General features: G+C 72.6%; 13 protein-coding genes. 3 read left to right on the forward strand and 10 right to left on the reverse strand.

Annotated elements, in window-relative coordinates:
* Positions 1-40: 40 nt before the first annotated feature.
* Positions 41-664 (reverse strand): hypothetical protein, encoded by a 624-nt coding sequence (locus H9652_RS06605; RefSeq protein ID WP_191795539.1) that lies wholly within the window; start codon positions 662-664, stop codon positions 41-43.
* On the reverse strand, positions 664-1,062 hold the full coding sequence (locus H9652_RS06610) for a PadR family transcriptional regulator (RefSeq protein WP_225227837.1): 399 nt from the start codon (positions 1,060-1,062) through the stop codon (positions 664-666). The genes H9652_RS06605 and H9652_RS06610 overlap by 1 nt, the downstream gene beginning before the upstream one ends.
* 92 nt (positions 1,063-1,154) lie before the next feature.
* On the opposite strand from H9652_RS06610, the gene H9652_RS06615 reads away from it, so the two are divergent.
* On the forward strand, positions 1,155-1,514 hold the full coding sequence (locus H9652_RS06615; protein WP_191795540.1) for an HNH endonuclease signature motif containing protein: 360 nt from the start codon (positions 1,155-1,157) through the stop codon (positions 1,512-1,514).
* On the opposite strand, the gene H9652_RS06620 is transcribed toward H9652_RS06615, so the two are convergent.
* The gene (locus tag H9652_RS06620) at positions 1,492-2,448 is read right to left on the reverse strand and encodes a phosphoribosylaminoimidazolesuccinocarboxamide synthase (protein WP_191795541.1); all 957 of its coding nucleotides are present in this window, start codon (positions 2,446-2,448) and stop codon (positions 1,492-1,494) included. The genes H9652_RS06615 and H9652_RS06620 overlap by 23 nt on opposite strands.
* A gap of 75 nt (positions 2,449-2,523) precedes the next feature.
* Entirely contained in the window at positions 2,524-4,926 is a 2,403-nt protein-coding gene (locus H9652_RS06625; protein WP_191795542.1) for a substrate-binding domain-containing protein, read from the reverse strand.
* A 100-nt stretch (positions 4,927-5,026) separates the two neighbouring features.
* Here H9652_RS06625 and H9652_RS06630 point away from each other — a divergent pair, with 100 nt between their 5' ends.
* Both H9652_RS06630 and H9652_RS06635 read left to right on the forward strand, forming a co-directional pair.
* Positions 5,027-6,166 (forward strand): LacI family DNA-binding transcriptional regulator, encoded by a 1,140-nt coding sequence (locus H9652_RS06630; protein WP_191795543.1) that lies wholly within the window; start codon positions 5,027-5,029, stop codon positions 6,164-6,166.
* A 227-nt stretch (positions 6,167-6,393) separates the two neighbouring features.
* Entirely contained in the window at positions 6,394-8,640 is a 2,247-nt protein-coding gene (locus H9652_RS06635; protein WP_191795592.1) for a glycoside hydrolase family 6 protein, read from the forward strand.
* A gap of 162 nt (positions 8,641-8,802) precedes the next feature.
* Here H9652_RS06635 and purD read toward each other — a convergent pair whose 3' ends face one another.
* The 6 genes from purD to H9652_RS06665 all read right to left on the reverse strand — a co-directional run bounded on the left by purD (position 8,803) and on the right by H9652_RS06665 (position 15,034).
* Positions 8,803-10,092 (reverse strand): phosphoribosylamine--glycine ligase, encoded by a 1,290-nt coding sequence (purD, locus tag H9652_RS06640; RefSeq protein ID WP_191795544.1) that lies wholly within the window; start codon positions 10,090-10,092, stop codon positions 8,803-8,805.
* A gap of 11 nt (positions 10,093-10,103) precedes the next feature.
* Positions 10,104-10,661 carry a signal peptidase I gene (locus tag H9652_RS06645; protein WP_191795545.1) on the reverse strand — a complete coding sequence of 186 codons (558 nt, stop codon included), beginning with the start codon at positions 10,659-10,661 and terminating at the stop codon, positions 10,104-10,106.
* A gap of 76 nt (positions 10,662-10,737) precedes the next feature.
* Complete coding sequence (locus tag H9652_RS06650; protein WP_191795546.1) at positions 10,738-12,090, reverse strand: RCC1 domain-containing protein; 1,353 nt, start codon at positions 12,088-12,090, stop codon at positions 10,738-10,740.
* Positions 12,087-12,818, reverse strand: a complete 732-nt coding sequence (locus H9652_RS06655) for an LPXTG cell wall anchor domain-containing protein (RefSeq protein WP_191795547.1) — start codon at positions 12,816-12,818, stop codon at positions 12,087-12,089. The genes H9652_RS06650 and H9652_RS06655 overlap by 4 nt, the downstream gene beginning before the upstream one ends.
* A gap of 1 nt (position 12,819) precedes the next feature.
* Complete coding sequence (locus tag H9652_RS06660) at positions 12,820-13,359, reverse strand: hypothetical protein (protein ID WP_191795548.1); 540 nt, start codon at positions 13,357-13,359, stop codon at positions 12,820-12,822.
* A gap of 388 nt (positions 13,360-13,747) precedes the next feature.
* Positions 13,748-15,034 (reverse strand): adenylosuccinate synthase, encoded by a 1,287-nt coding sequence (locus H9652_RS06665; protein ID WP_138826414.1) that lies wholly within the window; start codon positions 15,032-15,034, stop codon positions 13,748-13,750.
* Between the last annotated feature and the right edge of the window lie 24 nt (positions 15,035-15,058).

The following is a 15,058-nucleotide window of genomic DNA, read 5'->3' on the forward strand; positions in this document are numbered from 1 at the left end:
TCGGCCGCTGGGATCTCCCTGCCCGACGGCGGAGCGCACCTCAGGAGGTGGGTTCGGCGTCCCGGGGGTCGGGTGAGGCGGACGGGAGCCGCATCGGCTCGGGCACGTTGCCGTAGACCACGTGGCGGTACCAGGCCGTCCGTGTGCGGCTCTCGCGGAACGCCGTCCCTGACACGACCACGATCGCTGTGACGAGGACCCAGAAGAACCACGTCGTGAGGAACGTGGGCCAGAGGTCGGCGAGAGGCCGTCCCGTGACCCACGCGTACCCCGTGAGCACCGCGAGCAACGGGCTGTAGATCAGGAGCAGCGTCCACGCGGCGTCCCGCGCCGAGTAGAAGGCTCCCCGGATGTCGTCCGCGACCCACCACCAGTACTCTGCGGGCAGCCTGAGGCCGAACCGGTACAGGACCCAGCGCCACAGCGGCGGGCGCTCCCGCCGGCGAAGGCCCCAGCCGGCGCGCAGCAGGCTGCGGACCTCGTCGGTGCTCAACCGGTCGGGCGCGGGCGCCCCGGTGGCCTCGGCCGCCGCGTGCGCGACGTCCTGCTGGACCGCGAGGAGCTCGTCGCCGTGGACCTCGCGCCAGCGGCGTGGGTAGGCCCGCGCCCAGAAGCGCGCCGACCGTTCGAAGCGTTCGTCGGGCGTCAGGTCGCGGCGGCGCATCAGGCCAGCCCTCCGGCGAGCCTGCCCGACGTCGGGCGCGCTGCGGTGCTGCGCTTGTCGAGGGCCTTCTGCGCCCGGGCGGCGAGCTCGCGGAGCCTGTCCGTCTCCTGCTCGGCGGCGTGGCGGCCGTCGTCGGTGATCCGGTAGTAGCGCCGGAGGCGACCGTCGACGACCTCCTCACCTGCGGGCTCGACGAGGCCCGCGCCCGAGAGCCGGTCGAGGTTGCCGTACAGCGTGCCGGCGCCGAGGGCCGTCGCCCCGTCGGAGATCTCGGCGACGGCCTGGATGACGGCGTAGCCGTGCAGCGGCTCGGGGGTGAGGGACAGCAGGATCAGGTAGGCCTGCTCGGTCATGCGGAAGGACTTTCCGCCGGCCGGGCCGCTCGTCGCAGTGGGCATGGTCGATATATATCGCTCAACGACCCATGGGGCAACTCGCGCGGAGGCGGCCTCCTCGGACCGTGTCAGAGGCCTCGCCTACGATCGAACACATGTTCGATCCGTCGCTCGCAGCCCGCCCCGGGCCCGGGGTCCAGGTGATCGCCGCCGTGCTCTCACGGGACCGCACGTGCACCTTTCCCGGCTGCTCGGTGCCCGCGTTCCGCTGCGACCTCGACCACGTGGTCCGCCCTGCGCCGCGAGAGCCGGACGCCCCCGAGCCCGACGTCCGGCCCGAGGACCTCATCTCCCTGTGCCGGCATCACCACGTGGTCCGGGCACGGTCCGGCTGGCGCCCCGATCTCGCGACCGACGGCACGGTCCGCTGGACGTCACCGACCGGGCACCGCTACGTCCGCGAGCGCCTCGGCTCCCCGACGGGCTCCGGGCTCAGAACAGGGACTCGCCCGTGATCCGCTCGTAGGCCTCGAGGTAGCGGTCGCGCGTGCGCTCGACGACGTCCGCGGGCAGCGAGGGCGGCGGCGCGTCGGACGCGCGGTCCCAGCCCGAGGCCTCGGAGGCGAGCCAGTCGCGGACGTACTGCTTGTCGAAGCTCGGCTGCGAGCGCCCCGGCTGCCACTGGTCGGCGGGCCAGAAGCGCGAGGAGTCGGGGGTCAGCACCTCGTCGCCCAGGACGGTCGCGCCCGTGACGGGGTCGATGCCGAACTCGAGCTTGGTGTCGGCGAGGATCACGCCGCGCTCGCGCGCGATCTCCTCGGCCCGCGAGTAGACGGCGAGGGTCAGGTCGCGCAGGCGGGTCGCGGCGTCGAGACCGATGGTCCCCGCGACGACCTCGAACGACACGTTCTCGTCGTGCTCCCCCACCTCGGCCTTGGCCGCGGGGGTGAAGATCGCCTCGGGCAGACGCGACCCGTCGACGAGCCCCTCGGGCAGCGGAACTCCGCACACCGTACGGTCCACGCGGTACTCGACGAGGCCCGAGCCCGTGAGGTACCCGCGGGCGACGCACTCGACCGGGAACATCTCGAGACGGCGGCAGATCATGGCGCGGCCTGCGACCTGGTCCGGCACCAGACCGTCGCCCGGCATGGCGCTGGCCTCGGTGCTGACGACGTGGTTCGGGACGAGGTCCGCGAGCTTGTCGAACCACCACAGGCTGAGCTGTGTCAGGACGACCCCCTTGTCGGGGATGCCTGGGGACAGCACGTGGTCGAACGCGCTGACGCGATCGCTCGCGACGACCAGGACGACGTCACCGAGCGGGTGGGCGCCGCCGAGCTGCGCGAGGTCGGGCTCGTACAGGTCGCGGACCTTGCCCGAGTAGACGTGCCGCCACCCCGGGAGATCGAGGTGGGCCGTGTCGAGGGCGTCGCGCGAGTCAGTCACGGCGCCTAGTCTCTCATCCACGTCGCAGGTCTCCGGGGCCGTCCGGATGGCGGTGCGGCCGCCGGGCGCGCCGTCTCACCCGGCGCCCGGGGCGCTGGTCCCGCGAGTCACGGACGCACCGCCCCGGCGAGGTGTCGGCTGCGCCTGGCCCACCGGCGGGCGCACCACCGAGAGCCCGCGGGAGGGTGCGCATTCCGCCCGGGAGGCGTTCTCCCGGCGTTCGTCCGAGCAGTCCGTCAGGACCCCGACGATCCGCGTCGGGCATCCTGCACCGTCGCTCACCGTCACGGCACGGCAGTGGACACGCAGGTAGCGGCCGTCGGCCGCCAGCAGCCGGTGCTCCAGGTCGAGCTTCCCGCCGACGCCGCCGAGCTGGACCGCGAGCGCGACCTGGACCGCCTGGAGGTCCTCGGGATGGACCCGGTCGAGCCACTCCTCGGGGTCGGCAGCCTTCAGGTCGTCGGCAGGGAGGCCGAGCATCGCTCTCCAGGACGGCGAGTAGTAGACCGTGCCGGTCGCGACGTCCCAGTCCCAGGTCGCGTCGTACGCGGCGACCGAGGCCAGGGCATAGCGTTCCTCGCTCACGCTGATCTCCTCCGCCAGCCGCCGCTCGCGCAGCGCCGCCTCCTCGAGCTCCGTCCGCTGGGCTCGCAGCGCGGCGAGGTGATCCTCCTGATCGAGCGCGACCGCGAGCATCGCCGCCCAGTGGTTGTACTTCTCGCGTGCGCTGGTCGCACGGGTGTCGACCGGGCCGCCGATCACGAGGTGCCCCCAGTCGCTCGCGTCGAACGCCACGGGGATGACGAACGAGAGGGCGTCGGTGCTCAGGAGCGCACGCGGCGGGAACTGCGCCGCGGGAAAGCTGTGCCCCACGAGGCGCTGAGCGGCCAGACCGCCACGGACGCCGACGACCTTCAGCACATCCCCTCCCGGCCCGTCACCGGGCGGGCTCCAGAGGGCGATCGCAGCCGGACCCACCTGTCCCCTCGGCAGCCAGTCGAGGTGGCGCAGCGAGGCGCTGTCGGCGTGCATGAGCTCGAGGTCGAGCTCGTACTGGTCGACCATCGCACGCTCGAGGTTCCCCGACCGGACGAGCAGCGCGTGGGTGCACCCCTTGGCGAGCGCGACGAGAATCTCGGTCGTCACGTCGCCCAGTGCCCGCGAGCGCCCCTGCGGGCGCACCCGCGTCGCACCTACCCCGACCCCGACCACGGCACCGATCGACCCCGCCGGGCCGCGGCGCTTGATCCCGACCAGGAGCTCGGCCTCGAGCGCACGCACGGCCGGCACGAGCAGCTCGAGCGCCTCGGGCACGGGGCGCAGCACGGCGGTGCGGTCGGCGAGCGCCCGGTAGAACTGCGGTGCGGGCAGCGCGCCGCCGCCGGCCGCGTCCGTCATGGTGCCGACCACCGCCCGAACCCACCCACCGACGGCGCTCTCCCCAGACCCGGTCGAGCCGGTGCTTCCCGCCCCCCGGCGGGCACGCAGCACGACCGAGTCGTCGAGCACGGCGCGCGCGACGGCGTCGAGGCGGGCCGTGGCGGTGTCGTCCTCCGCCACCTCGGCCGACGTCGGCCTGCCGTCGACGAGCAGGTCCGTCCGTGTGCTGTCGACGCAGCCGCACGACTCGCGGCAGACCAGCGTGGCCTCGGCGAGGTGCTGGCCGGGCCCTGCCTGCTCACCGTGGATGCGCGCGAGCAACAGCTCGGCGGCCAGCTCACCGACCCGGTCGTGATGGGGGTCGACCGAGGAGAGCCGCGGCCGGGACCGGGCACCACCGTCGGAGTGGTCGAAGCCGATCAGCGCCTGGTCGCGGGGAAGCACGAGGCCGGCGTCGGCGAGCGACCGGAGGAAGCCCACCGCATTGCGATCGGTGCCGGCGACGGTCGCGGTGGTGTCGAGCCCCTCCTGGAGCGCGGCCCGTCCTGCTGCCGCCCCCGCTGCCTCCTGGTTGTCGCGGGTCTGATAGATCCACTCGGGCCGGGGTTCGATCCCGTGGGCGCGCAGCGCGGTCTCGTACGCGGCGTGCCGCTCGACGAGGTCGTGCTGGCGCGGGTTCCCGAGAAAGCCGATGCGCTCGTGGCCGTGCTGGAGGAGGTGCTCGACTGCGGCGCGCACACCACCCGCGTTGTCGGGAGTGACCACGGGCGCCCCGAGGTCGTCGACCGTCTCGCTGATCACGACGAGAGGCTTGCCCGACCGATCGAGCCCGCGCAGGACGTCGTGCTCGACCGCGGACGTCACCACGATGACGCCGTCCATCGCGTCCAGCCCCACGACCTGCCGGGGCGGCGGCCGGTCGGGGAACTCCTCCCGGTCCAGGTCGGCCGGATAGGTCTGGAACGCGACCACCCGGTGGCCACCCGTCCGCAGTCCTCGTGAGATCCCCGCGAGGATCTTGCCGAAGTAGAAGCCGCCCACGACGGGTGAGAGCACACCGATCGTGAGGTTTCGTCGGTGGGTCGTGACATCGACCATGGTGTCCACTCCGTCGTGTACCGCGTTCTCCGTGCGACCGGTCCGCCGTCGGGCCGGTCGGGTCGTGCTGCGCGCGCCGCCTGCGGCATGCTGTGTGACCGTGGCCACATTCTCACGTCCGGAAAGCCCGATTGCTACCGGTAGACGTCCCACCATCACCGACGTCGCCCGCGCGGCCGGGGTGTCGATCGCGGTGGTCTCCTACGCCCTCAACGGGCGCCCGGGCGTCTCCGAACGCACCAGACGCCGCGTGCTCCAGGTCGCAGAGGACCTCGGTTGGCGACCCAGCGCCGCAGCCAGGGCCCTGCGCGGCACGCCCGGGACGGTCGCGCTGCTCCTGGTCCGGGACACGGTCGGGGCGACGTCGGCCGACGCCGATCTCGAGCTCGCCGACGGACTTCGCGACGTCCTCGGCGCCGACCTCCCGTTGGCCGTGCACCTCGTGGAGTCCCCGTCCGCGGCGGCGGCCGCGATCGCGACCTGGTGGGCCGAGCACCGCTACGACGCCTTCGTCATGACCGGGATCCGGACCGACGACCCTCGCCTCGCCGTCGTCGAACGGCTCGGCGTCGTGGCCGTGCTGGTCGACCACGTCTCCTGGCCCCGTCCGGCGGACCTCGACGACGGCCGTGGCGCGCCGAGGCGACAGAGGCCGGCCGGACCGCCGCACACCATGTCCGCGGCGGCCTGGGCCCCGCGGACGGTGGCCCTCGACGCCGCAGCGGACGTCAAGGTCGGCCGACACCTCGGCGACCTGGGACACCGGCACGTCGCGGTGCTCGCGCCCGCGACGCCGCTCCGGTCAGGGCACGGCGCTGCGGACGCCGTGGGTGAGGAGGTCGACCGTCGAGGGGGCATCACGATCGTGGAGCCCTGCACGACGCTGGAGGACGTGGCGACGACCGCTCGTCGGCTGCTCGCGGCCCCGGACCGCCCGACGGCGATCGTCACCTCGGACGACCACGGCGCCCTGGTCGGGCGCGCCGTCGCCCGCCGCTCCGGGCTGGCCGTGCCGTGGGACGTGTCGGTCGTCGCCGGTCGCGACGCCCCGGTGCTGCGCCTGTCGACCCCACCCGTCACGGCCGTCGCGCGGCCTCTCCGCGCTCTCGGGCAGGAGGCGGGGCGCCAGGTCCTGCACGCCGTCGGGCGACACGGGGGAGGCTCCCCGGACGACGTGGCCTCTCGGACGGTCCCCGGCGGACGGCTCGTCATCCGTGGCACCACGGCTCCTCCGCGCTGACCTCGCACGGCACATCGTTCGCCCGTCACCTCCGGTCCGCCGCCGGGTGATCGGCCGAGTCGTCCTAAACGTTTCACGCCGTTCCGTCCTCACCCGGTCCGTGACACGTTGCGCTCGACGCCGCACCCCCGCGGCACGGACCGGCCGGTGTCGTCCGGTCCGAGGACGAACCTCAGGAGGACCTCGTGTCACCAACCCCCCATCGGCTGCGCAAGGGCGCGACAGCCATGGCTGCTGCGGCGCTGGTCGCCGCACCCCTCACGCTCGCTCAGATCCCGGCCGCCGCCGCCGAGGCACGCGTCGCGAACCCGTACGCCGGTGCGACCCAGTACGTGAACCCGTACTGGTCGGGCGCCGTGGAAGCGGCCGCCGCCCGCGCCGACGGCGACCTGGCTGTGAAGATGCAGGCGATCTCGGACGAGCCCACGGCCGTCTGGATGGACCGGATCAGCGCGATCGAGGGCAACGTCGACGGCCCCGGCCTGCGGTACCACCTGGACGAGGCGCTCGCCCAGAAGGACGCCGGGGTGCCGATCGTCTTCAACCTGGTCATCTACGACCTGCCGGGTCGTGACTGCTACGCGCTCGCCTCGAACGGTGAGCTGCCGGCCACGGACGCCGGGCTCGTGCGCTACAAGAACGAGTACATCGACCCGATCGTCGACATCCTCGACGACCCCAGGTACGACTCGCTGCGCATCGCCGCGACGATCGAGCCCGACTCGCTGCCGAACCTCATCACCAACATCAGCACGCCCGACTGCCAGCAGTCCGCCCCGTACTACCGCGCGGGCGTGAAGTATGCGCTCGACGAGCTCCACACGGTCGGCAACGTCTACTCCTACATCGACGCCGCGCACGCGGGCTGGCTGGGCTGGCCGAGCAACTCGGGCCCCGCCGCCAAGCTCTTCGCCGACGTCGTGAGGTCGACGAACGCGGGCTTCGCGTCGGTCACGGGCTTCGTGACCAACACCGCGAACTCGACGCCGCTGGCCGAGCCGTTCCTCGAGGACATCCAGATCGGCGGCACGCCCGTCCGGTCGTCGAGCTTCTACGAGTGGAACGCCGACTTCGACGAGACCGACTGGACCGCGCACCTCTACGACCTCCTGGTCGCCGAGGGCTTCCCGGCCTCGATCGGCATGCTCATCGACACGTCCCGCAACGGCTGGGGCGGCGACGCTCGACCGACCGCGGTCAGCACGTCGACGAACCACAACACCTACGTCGACGAGTCCCGCGTGGACAAGCGCGTCCACCGTGGCGCGTGGTGCAACCCGGCGGGCGCCGGGATCGGTGAGCGCCCGCAGGCCACGCCCTCGGGCTACCCCGAGTCGCACCTGCACGCGTTCGTGTGGGTCAAGCCTCCGGGCGAGTCCGACGGCGCCTCGACGGACATCCCGAACGACCAGGGCAAGCGGTTCGACCGTATGTGCGACCCGACGTTCGTCTCGCCCAAGCTCGCCAACCAGCTGACGGGCGCGCTGGGCGGGGCCCCGCTCGCGGGCCAGTGGTTCGACGCGCAGTTCGAGATGCTCGTCGAGAACGCCTACCCGGTCATCGAGGGCGGCGGCACGACGCCCGGCGACGTGACGGCTCCCACTGCCCCGACAGGCCTCGTCGCGGGCACGGCCACGGCCACCTCGGTCCCGCTCTCGTGGACGGCCTCGACCGACGCGGTCGGCGTGACGGGCTACACGATCTACCGCAACGGCGTGCAGGTCGGCACCTCGACCTCGACGAGCTTCACGGCGACGGGTCTGAGCCCCGCGACCACGTACTCGTTCACGGTCACGGCGCGCGACGCGGCCGGCAACGTCTCGACGCCGTCTGCCGCCCGGTCGGTCACGACCGCGGCGGGCCAGACGGACCTGCCGCCCTCGACACCCACGGGTCTGACCGCGGGGACGACCACGGCGAGCACCGTCCCGCTCTCCTGGAACGCGTCGACCGACGACGTCGGCGTGGCCGGCTACGTGGTCCTGCGCAACGGAGCCCAGGTCGGTACCCCGACCGGGACGTCCTTCACCGACACGGGTCTGACGGCGGGCACCACGTACTCGTACACGGTCCGGGCCAAGGACACCGCGGGCAACCTCTCGGCGGCCTCTGCCGCGGTGAGCGCGACGACCACGACGATCGTCGTGCCGCCACCCGGCTCGTGCACGGTCGCCTACTCGGCGAACAGCTGGGGCTCGGGCTTCACGGGCACCGTGAAGATCACGAACACCTCGACCAGCACGATCAACGGCTGGAGCCTGGCCTTCGCGTTCCCGTCGGGTCAGACCATCACCAACTCGTGGTCGGGTCAGTTCACGCAGTCCGGCGCGAACGTCACGGTGACCGGGCTCTCCTGGAACGCGAACCTCGCACCCGGCGCATCCGTCGAGGTCGGCTTCAACGCCGACCACAGCGGCACGAACGGTGCGCCCGTCGCGTTCGCCCTCAACGGCACGTCCTGCACGACCTCCTGACCAGGACGTCCGTGGCCCTCGGGCCACGAGGCGCACCGTCCGGGTCCCCTGTGTCGGACGGCACCGGACGGTGAGGGCCCGCGAGCCTCCGCGCGCGGGGCCTTCCTCGTCCGCCGGTCCGCCTCACGCGCACTGCCCTCACGGGCCGTCAGAGGCGCACGGTCAGCCCCGCGCGGCCTTCTCAGCGATGTCGGTGCGGTGGTGCGAGCCGGGCAGGACGACGTGGTCGACGCCCGCGTACACCCGGCGACGCGCCTCCGCGAGGTCCTCGCCGCGGGCGACGACCGACAGCACGCGGCCGCCCGCGCTGCGCAGCGTGCCCTCGTCGAGCGCCGTGCCCGCGTGCAGGACGTGCACGCCCTCGACCGCCTCGGCACGGTCGATGCCCGTGATCGGGTCGCCGCTGCGGACGGTGGAGGGGTAGCCGTTGGCGGCGACGACCACGGTGACCGCGGCGTCGTCGGACCAGCGCAGGCGCGGGAAGTCCGCGAGCTCGCCGCGAGCCGCTGCGCGCAGCACCGCGGAGAGCGGGGTCGTGAGGCGGGCCAGGACGACCTGCGTCTCCGGGTCACCGAAGCGCGCGTTGAACTCGACCACGCGGGTGCCACGGCTCGTGAGCGCAAGGCCCACGTAGAGGACGCCGGCGAACGGCGTGCCGCGGCGCGCCATCTCGTCGATCGTGGGCTGCGCGACCCGGGTCACGACCTCCTCGGTCAGGCCCTCCGGGGCCCACGGCAGCGGGCTGTAGGCGCCCATGCCTCCCGTGTTGGGGCCGGCGTCGCCGTCGAACGCGCGCTTGAAGTCCTGCGCGGGGGCCAGGGGGACGACGCTCGTACCGTCGGACAGGCAGAAGAGCGAGACCTCGGGACCGTCGAGGTACTCCTCGATGACCACGACGGGGTCCCCCGCACCGGGGCGCGGTGTCGCGAAGCAGGCCTGCGCGTGCTCGAGCGCCTCCTGGCGGTCGTCGGTCACGACGACGCCCTTGCCCGCGGCCAGCCCGTCGTCCTTGACGACGTAGGGAGCGCCGAACGCGTCGAGCGCGTCGGCGACCTGGTCGATGTCGGTGCAGACGTGCGCGAGCGCGGTCGGGACCGACGCGGCGGCCATGACGTCCTTGGCGAACGCCTTGGAGCCCTCGAGCGCGGCAGCCTGCGCGCTCGGCCCGAAGCAGTCGATGCCGGCCGCGCGCACCGCGTCCGCGACCCCCGCGACGAGCGGTGCCTCGGGGCCGATCACGACGAGGTCCGCGCCGAGGCTGGTCGCGAGTGCCGCGACGGCCCCTCCGTCGACCGCGCTGACCGCGTGCAGGGTCGCGAGCTCGCCGATGCCGGGGTTGCCGGGGGCGGCGTGCAGCTCGTGCGCCTCCGCACCGGTGGCCGCGGCCTCCTGGGCGAACGAGTGGACGATGGCGTGCTCGCGGGCACCCGAACCGATGACGAGGATCTTCACGGGACCGCAGTCTACCGATCCGGCGTCGTGGGCCCCTGGGCGTCCACGGCGTCGGGCGCCGCGGCGGCACCGTCCTCTGCGGCGCGCTTCTTCGAGGACGGCATGAGCGCGAACCCGACGAGGGCGCACGCCGCGACGACGATCGGGATCCCGACGGCCGGGCGACGCAGGACCTCGACCGCGTCCCGGGCTCCCGGGATCCGGACCATGGGCACCAGGGCGTCCTCGACCACGTAGGGGTCGGGGTCGTCGACCGGGTTGTTGTCGCCGCGCAGCGTCAGGGTGCGAGCATCTCCCGGCCCGTCCTCGACCTCGACGATGCGGTGCGTGACGAGCACCCCGTCGCGCGTGAAGACGCTCACGACGTCGCCGACCTCGAGCGCCCGGGCCGGGACGCGGCGCGAGACGATCCCGTCGCCGACCTCGTAGGTGGGGATCATCGACCCCGAGACGACGACGAGGGACTGCAGGTTGCCCGTCTGGATGCCGAGGAACAGCACGAGTCCGAGCACCCCGGCGACCGCGGCGACCGTGAGGAACGCGTCGCCGACGCGCTTGAGCCACTTCATGCGGGACCTCCGAGGACGGGTCGACGATGCGTCCACGGTGCCACGAGCAGTCCGGACCACGCTGCCACCACGCGTGTCATCCCCAGGTCGACCAGGTCTGCGTGGCCGCCCAGGGGAAGACCTTGCGCGCGCCGGGCCCGGCGGCCCCCTCGATCCCGAGCTGCCCCTTGGCGTCACTGCCCCAGCAGAAGACCCGGCCACCCGTCGTCAGGGTGCACCCGTGGTCGACCGACACGTCGACGGTCTGCAGGAGTCGGTCCTCCCCCATCTGCCGGGTCAGGATCCGCTCGGGCCTGTCCCGCACCACCGGGACGCTCCACTCGTCCTCGTTGGCACCGGTCTGCGCGGAGGAGTTGTCGCCCCAGCAGTAGGCGGCGCCGTCGTGGGCGAGCACGCAGGCGGTCTTCCCGCCGAGGTCGACGAGCGCCGAGCGCAGCTCGGTCAGGGCACCGCGCACCTGGAGCGGGGTCGAGGACATCTCCACCTGGGCGCCGTTCGTCGACTGTCCGAGCTGCTTGGCCGAGTTGTCGCCCCAGCAGAAGGTCCGCTCGGCGTTGTCGGGGCCGGACCCGATGACGCACGCGAACTCGTCGGCGACCGAGACGTCGCCGCTCGTGAAACCCGCGAGCGCGCCCGTCGTCACGACCTTGACCGGGGTGAGGCTCTCGGCGGTCGTCCCGTCTCCGAGCTGGCCCCGGGCGTTCTTCCCCCAGCAGTAGGGGACGCCGTCCGCGACGAGGCAGGCGGAGTCGTCACCGACCCCGACGTCCGTCACCGTCGCGGACACGGGCAGGGCACCGCCCGAGACCTGGACCGGCGCGCCGGTGCTGCCCACCTGGGTGTGCGTGTCGCCCCAGCAGTAGGCCTTGCCCGCGGCGACCACGCACGAGCTCGACGCCCCGAGCTCGAGGTCGGTGGCCGCCGACTCGTCGCCGTGCGCCGGGACGCGCACCGGCAGGGTCGAGCTCGCGACCCCCTCGACCCCGAGCTGGCCCTGGTCGTTGAGCCCCCAGCAGAACACGGCGTCGTCGGTCGTGGCGCAGGTGTGCGACGTGCCGGCGTCGATGTCGAGCACGGTCCGGCCCTGAAGCTCTCCACGCACGGGACCCACGAACACGTCGGACGACGTGGTGTCCCCCGTCCCGAGCTGGCCCACCGAGTTGTCCCCCGTGCACCAGACCTCACCGCTCACGAGGGCGCACGAGAAGTCGGCTCCGGTGGCGACCTCGGTCGGGATGCCGGCGGTCGCGATCGCGACCTCACCCTGGGCAGGGACGGCGTCGGTCCAGGCCGCGGCGGTCGGCTGCGGACCACCGGCGGCCCAGAGGGCGGTCACGACCACGAGCAGGAACGCGAGCACCGCGGCCACGCGCTCGCGCAGCCGACCGGGAGAGAACGGGTGGACACGGGTCGTCGCTCGGTCGGTCACGATCTCTCCTCTCGTCGTCGGCGGCGCACGAGCGCCGCACCGATCCCGAGCAGCGCCCCGGAGAGCGCCGCGAGGGTCCACACGTTCGCACCGGTCAGCGCGAGCGGACCGGTGCCCGAGCCGCCACCGGCGGCCCCCGAGCCGTCGGTCCCGCCCGCCGTGCCGGACCCGTCAGTACCCGACGGGTCGGTCCCGGTGCCCGGCGTCCCCTCAGCCTCGCCGCGCAGCGCGAGGTCGTACCGGATGCTGCCGGTCGCCCCCGCAGGGACGTCCTCGTCGAGCGTGACGGAGACCTTGAGCGCGGTCGTGGCCCCCGCGGGCAGGACGACGTCCTCGTGCGCAGCCCCGGCCTGCCCGCCCCGCCACCCGTCGACGAGGACGACCGCGCCGGTCGGGCAGTCGTCGTCGGCCCATGCGGCGTGGCACGCCTCGACGACGGTGCTGAGCGACGGTGCGAGCTCCCCGCTCGTCGTGACGCGGACCTCGACGACGGAGCCGTCGGTCGCGTGGGTCGAGGCCAGGTCGACGACGGTCGATCGGGTCTGGCCCGGCGACATGCCGTCGAAGGAGAACGACCGTGGCAGGGGGCTCACCTCCCCGGCCGGCGCCCTGGCGGGCAGCTCCACGGCGACGGCGGCGCTCGCTCCTCCGAGGAGCCAGGCGCCGCCCATCGCGCAGAGGGTCGTCACCCCCACGACGGCGCGCGCCGTGCGTGGGGTCGACGTCATGTCAGGGAGTCACCTCGGTACCCGTGACCTGGACCGTGATCTTCGCGGCCTTGCCCATGGCGCCCTGGTTCGGGCCCGTGACGCTCGTGTCGGGGTTCGTGAACTGGTACGTGACGTCGACCGGGACGACCTCGTTGGGCGCGAGCGCGTCGGGGTTCTCGCTCCCCGTGGGGTTGTAGGCGGCCGTGACCGTGAGGAACGACGCGGCGTCGCCGGTGACCGTCACGACGGGGGTGTCGACGAGGTCCGCAGCGTGGGTCGAGGTCGCCGCGTTCCTGACCCACACGGTCCGGGTCACGGTCTCGCCGGGGGCGAGGTCCTCGACGACGGGGATCGTGAGCGCGACACTCTCGGTGGTGCCCTCCTGGAAGCCGGTGTCGGCACCGGTCACCGAGCCCACCAGGTTGAAGGACGAGGCGGACACGTCACCCGCGAACCAGACGTTGTCGCTCCACAGAGCGCTGGTCGCGGCGACGCCGACCCCGAGGACGACCAGACCTGCGAGCCCGATCTTGATCTTGCGGCTGCGTGATTCCTGCATGACGTCGACACCTGTCTCTCGGTCAGGGAGAGCGCGACGTACGGCCGGCGTCGTCCCTGAAGCTTCCTTGCGGTCACCCCAAGAAGCGCCGTTTTCTCGACATTCTTGGTACGCCAATACCATACCGGGAACAATTCTCGTGGTGAAGACACGCCCGCAGGTTCACCCGGGCAACTTGTGCACCACTGTCCGGTTTCTGACAAGCCGTGCGATGAACGTCACATGTGCGGAGCGTGCGCGACGGAGGCCCTGCGCTCCGCGCGCCTCACGGCGAACGGGGCACAGGGCCTCGGCGTGGTCGAGACGACCGCTCCGACCCGTCCCCTCCAGGGGAGGACGGGCCAAGACCGGTACGTGCGTCCCGGAAATGCTCTCTCGGGGGCGCCCCTCAGTGCAGCAGGTCGTGCAGCGGGATGATCGCGTCGCGCGACGGCCCCACGCCCACTGCCGAGACGCGCGCACCCGAGAGCTCCTCGAGCGAACGCACGTACGCCTGCGCGTTGGCCGGCAGGTCCTCGAACGTCCGGCAGCCGGAGATGTCCTCGGTCCAGCCGTCGAACTCGGCGTAGATCGGCTTCGCGTGGTGGAACGCCGTCTGGTCGGTCGGCATCTCGTCGTAGCGGACACCGTCGACGTCGTACGCGACGCAGACCGGGATCTTGGGGATGCCCGTGAGGATGTCGAGCTTGGTCACGACGAGGTCCGTGATGCCGTTGATACGGCTCGAGTAGCGGGCGATCACCGAGTCGTACCAGCCGCAACGACGCGCTCGACCCGTGGTCACGCCGTACTCGCCACCGGCCTTGAGCAGGTACTCGCCCATCTCGTCGAAGAGCTCGGTGGGGAACGGGCCCTCGCCGACACGGGTCGTGTACGCCTTGATGACGCCAATCACCGACGAGATCTTCGTAGGTCCCACGCCCGATCCCGTCAGCGCCCCGCCGGCCGTCGCGTTGGACGACGTCACGAACGGGTAGGTGCCGTGGTCGACGTCGAGCATCGTGGCCTGGCCGCCCTCGAACAGGACGTTCTTGCCCGCGTCGAGCGCCTGGTTGAGGATCAGAGAGGTGTCCGCGACCATCGGCTTGACGCGGTCCGCGTAGGCCAGCAGCTCCTCGACGGTCTCGTCGACCGTGATCGCGCGCCGGTTGTAGACCTTGACCAGCAGGTGGTTCTTCTGGTCGAGCGAGCCCTCGATCTTCTCCGCGAGGATCTTCTCGTCGAACAGGTCCCACATGCGGATGCCCACGCGGTTGATCTTGTCGGCGTACGCCGGCCCGATCCCGCGGCCGGTCGTGCCGATGCGGCGCTTGCCCAGGAAGCGCTCGCTGACCTTGTCCATCGTGCGGTGGTACCCCGCGATGACGTGGGCGCTGCCGGAGACCAGAAGGCGCGAGACGTCGACGCCGCGCGAGATCAGGTCGTCGAGCTCCTGGAAGAGGACCTCGATGTCGACGACGACCCCGTTCGCGATGACGGGGGTGACCCCGGGCGACAGGATGCCGGAGGGCAGCAGGTGCAGGGCGTACTTCTCGTCGCCGATGACGACCGTGTGCCCGGCGTTGTTGCCGCCGTTGAACTTGACCACGTAGTCGACCCGCGACCCGAGGAGGTCGGTCGCCTTGCCCTTGCCTTCGTCGCCCCACTGGGCACCGATGAGCACCACGCCTGGCATGGATTCCCCACTTTCAGACTGCCT

This window comes from Oerskovia rustica, assembly GCF_014836555.1.
Lineage (GTDB): Bacteria > Actinomycetota > Actinomycetes > Actinomycetales > Cellulomonadaceae > Oerskovia > Oerskovia rustica.

What these genes read in the sequence shown, in the direction of transcription:
- H9652_RS06635 (WP_191795592.1), top strand. Translation starts at nt 6,394, where the DNA reads ATGGCTGCTGCGGCGCTGGTCGCCGCACCCCTCACGCTCGCTCAGATC.
- H9652_RS06605 (WP_191795539.1), bottom strand. Translation starts at nt 664, where the DNA reads ATGCGCCGCCGCGACCTGACGCCCGACGAACGCTTCGAACGGTCGGCG.
- H9652_RS06665 (WP_138826414.1), bottom strand. Translation starts at nt 15,034, where the DNA reads ATGCCAGGCGTGGTGCTCATCGGTGCCCAGTGGGGCGACGAAGGCAAG.
- H9652_RS06610 (WP_225227837.1), bottom strand. Translation starts at nt 1,062, where the DNA reads ATGCCCACTGCGACGAGCGGCCCGGCCGGCGGAAAGTCCTTCCGCATG.
- H9652_RS06655 (WP_191795547.1), bottom strand. Translation starts at nt 12,818, where the DNA reads ATGACGTCGACCCCACGCACGGCGCGCGCCGTCGTGGGGGTGACGACC.
- H9652_RS06615 (WP_191795540.1), top strand. Translation starts at nt 1,155, where the DNA reads ATGTTCGATCCGTCGCTCGCAGCCCGCCCCGGGCCCGGGGTCCAGGTG.
- H9652_RS06660 (WP_191795548.1), bottom strand. Translation starts at nt 13,359, where the DNA reads ATGCAGGAATCACGCAGCCGCAAGATCAAGATCGGGCTCGCAGGTCTG.
- H9652_RS06625 (WP_191795542.1), bottom strand. Translation starts at nt 4,926, where the DNA reads ATGGTCGATGTCACGACCCACCGACGAAACCTCACGATCGGTGTGCTC.
- H9652_RS06645 (WP_191795545.1), bottom strand. Translation starts at nt 10,661, where the DNA reads ATGAAGTGGCTCAAGCGCGTCGGCGACGCGTTCCTCACGGTCGCCGCG.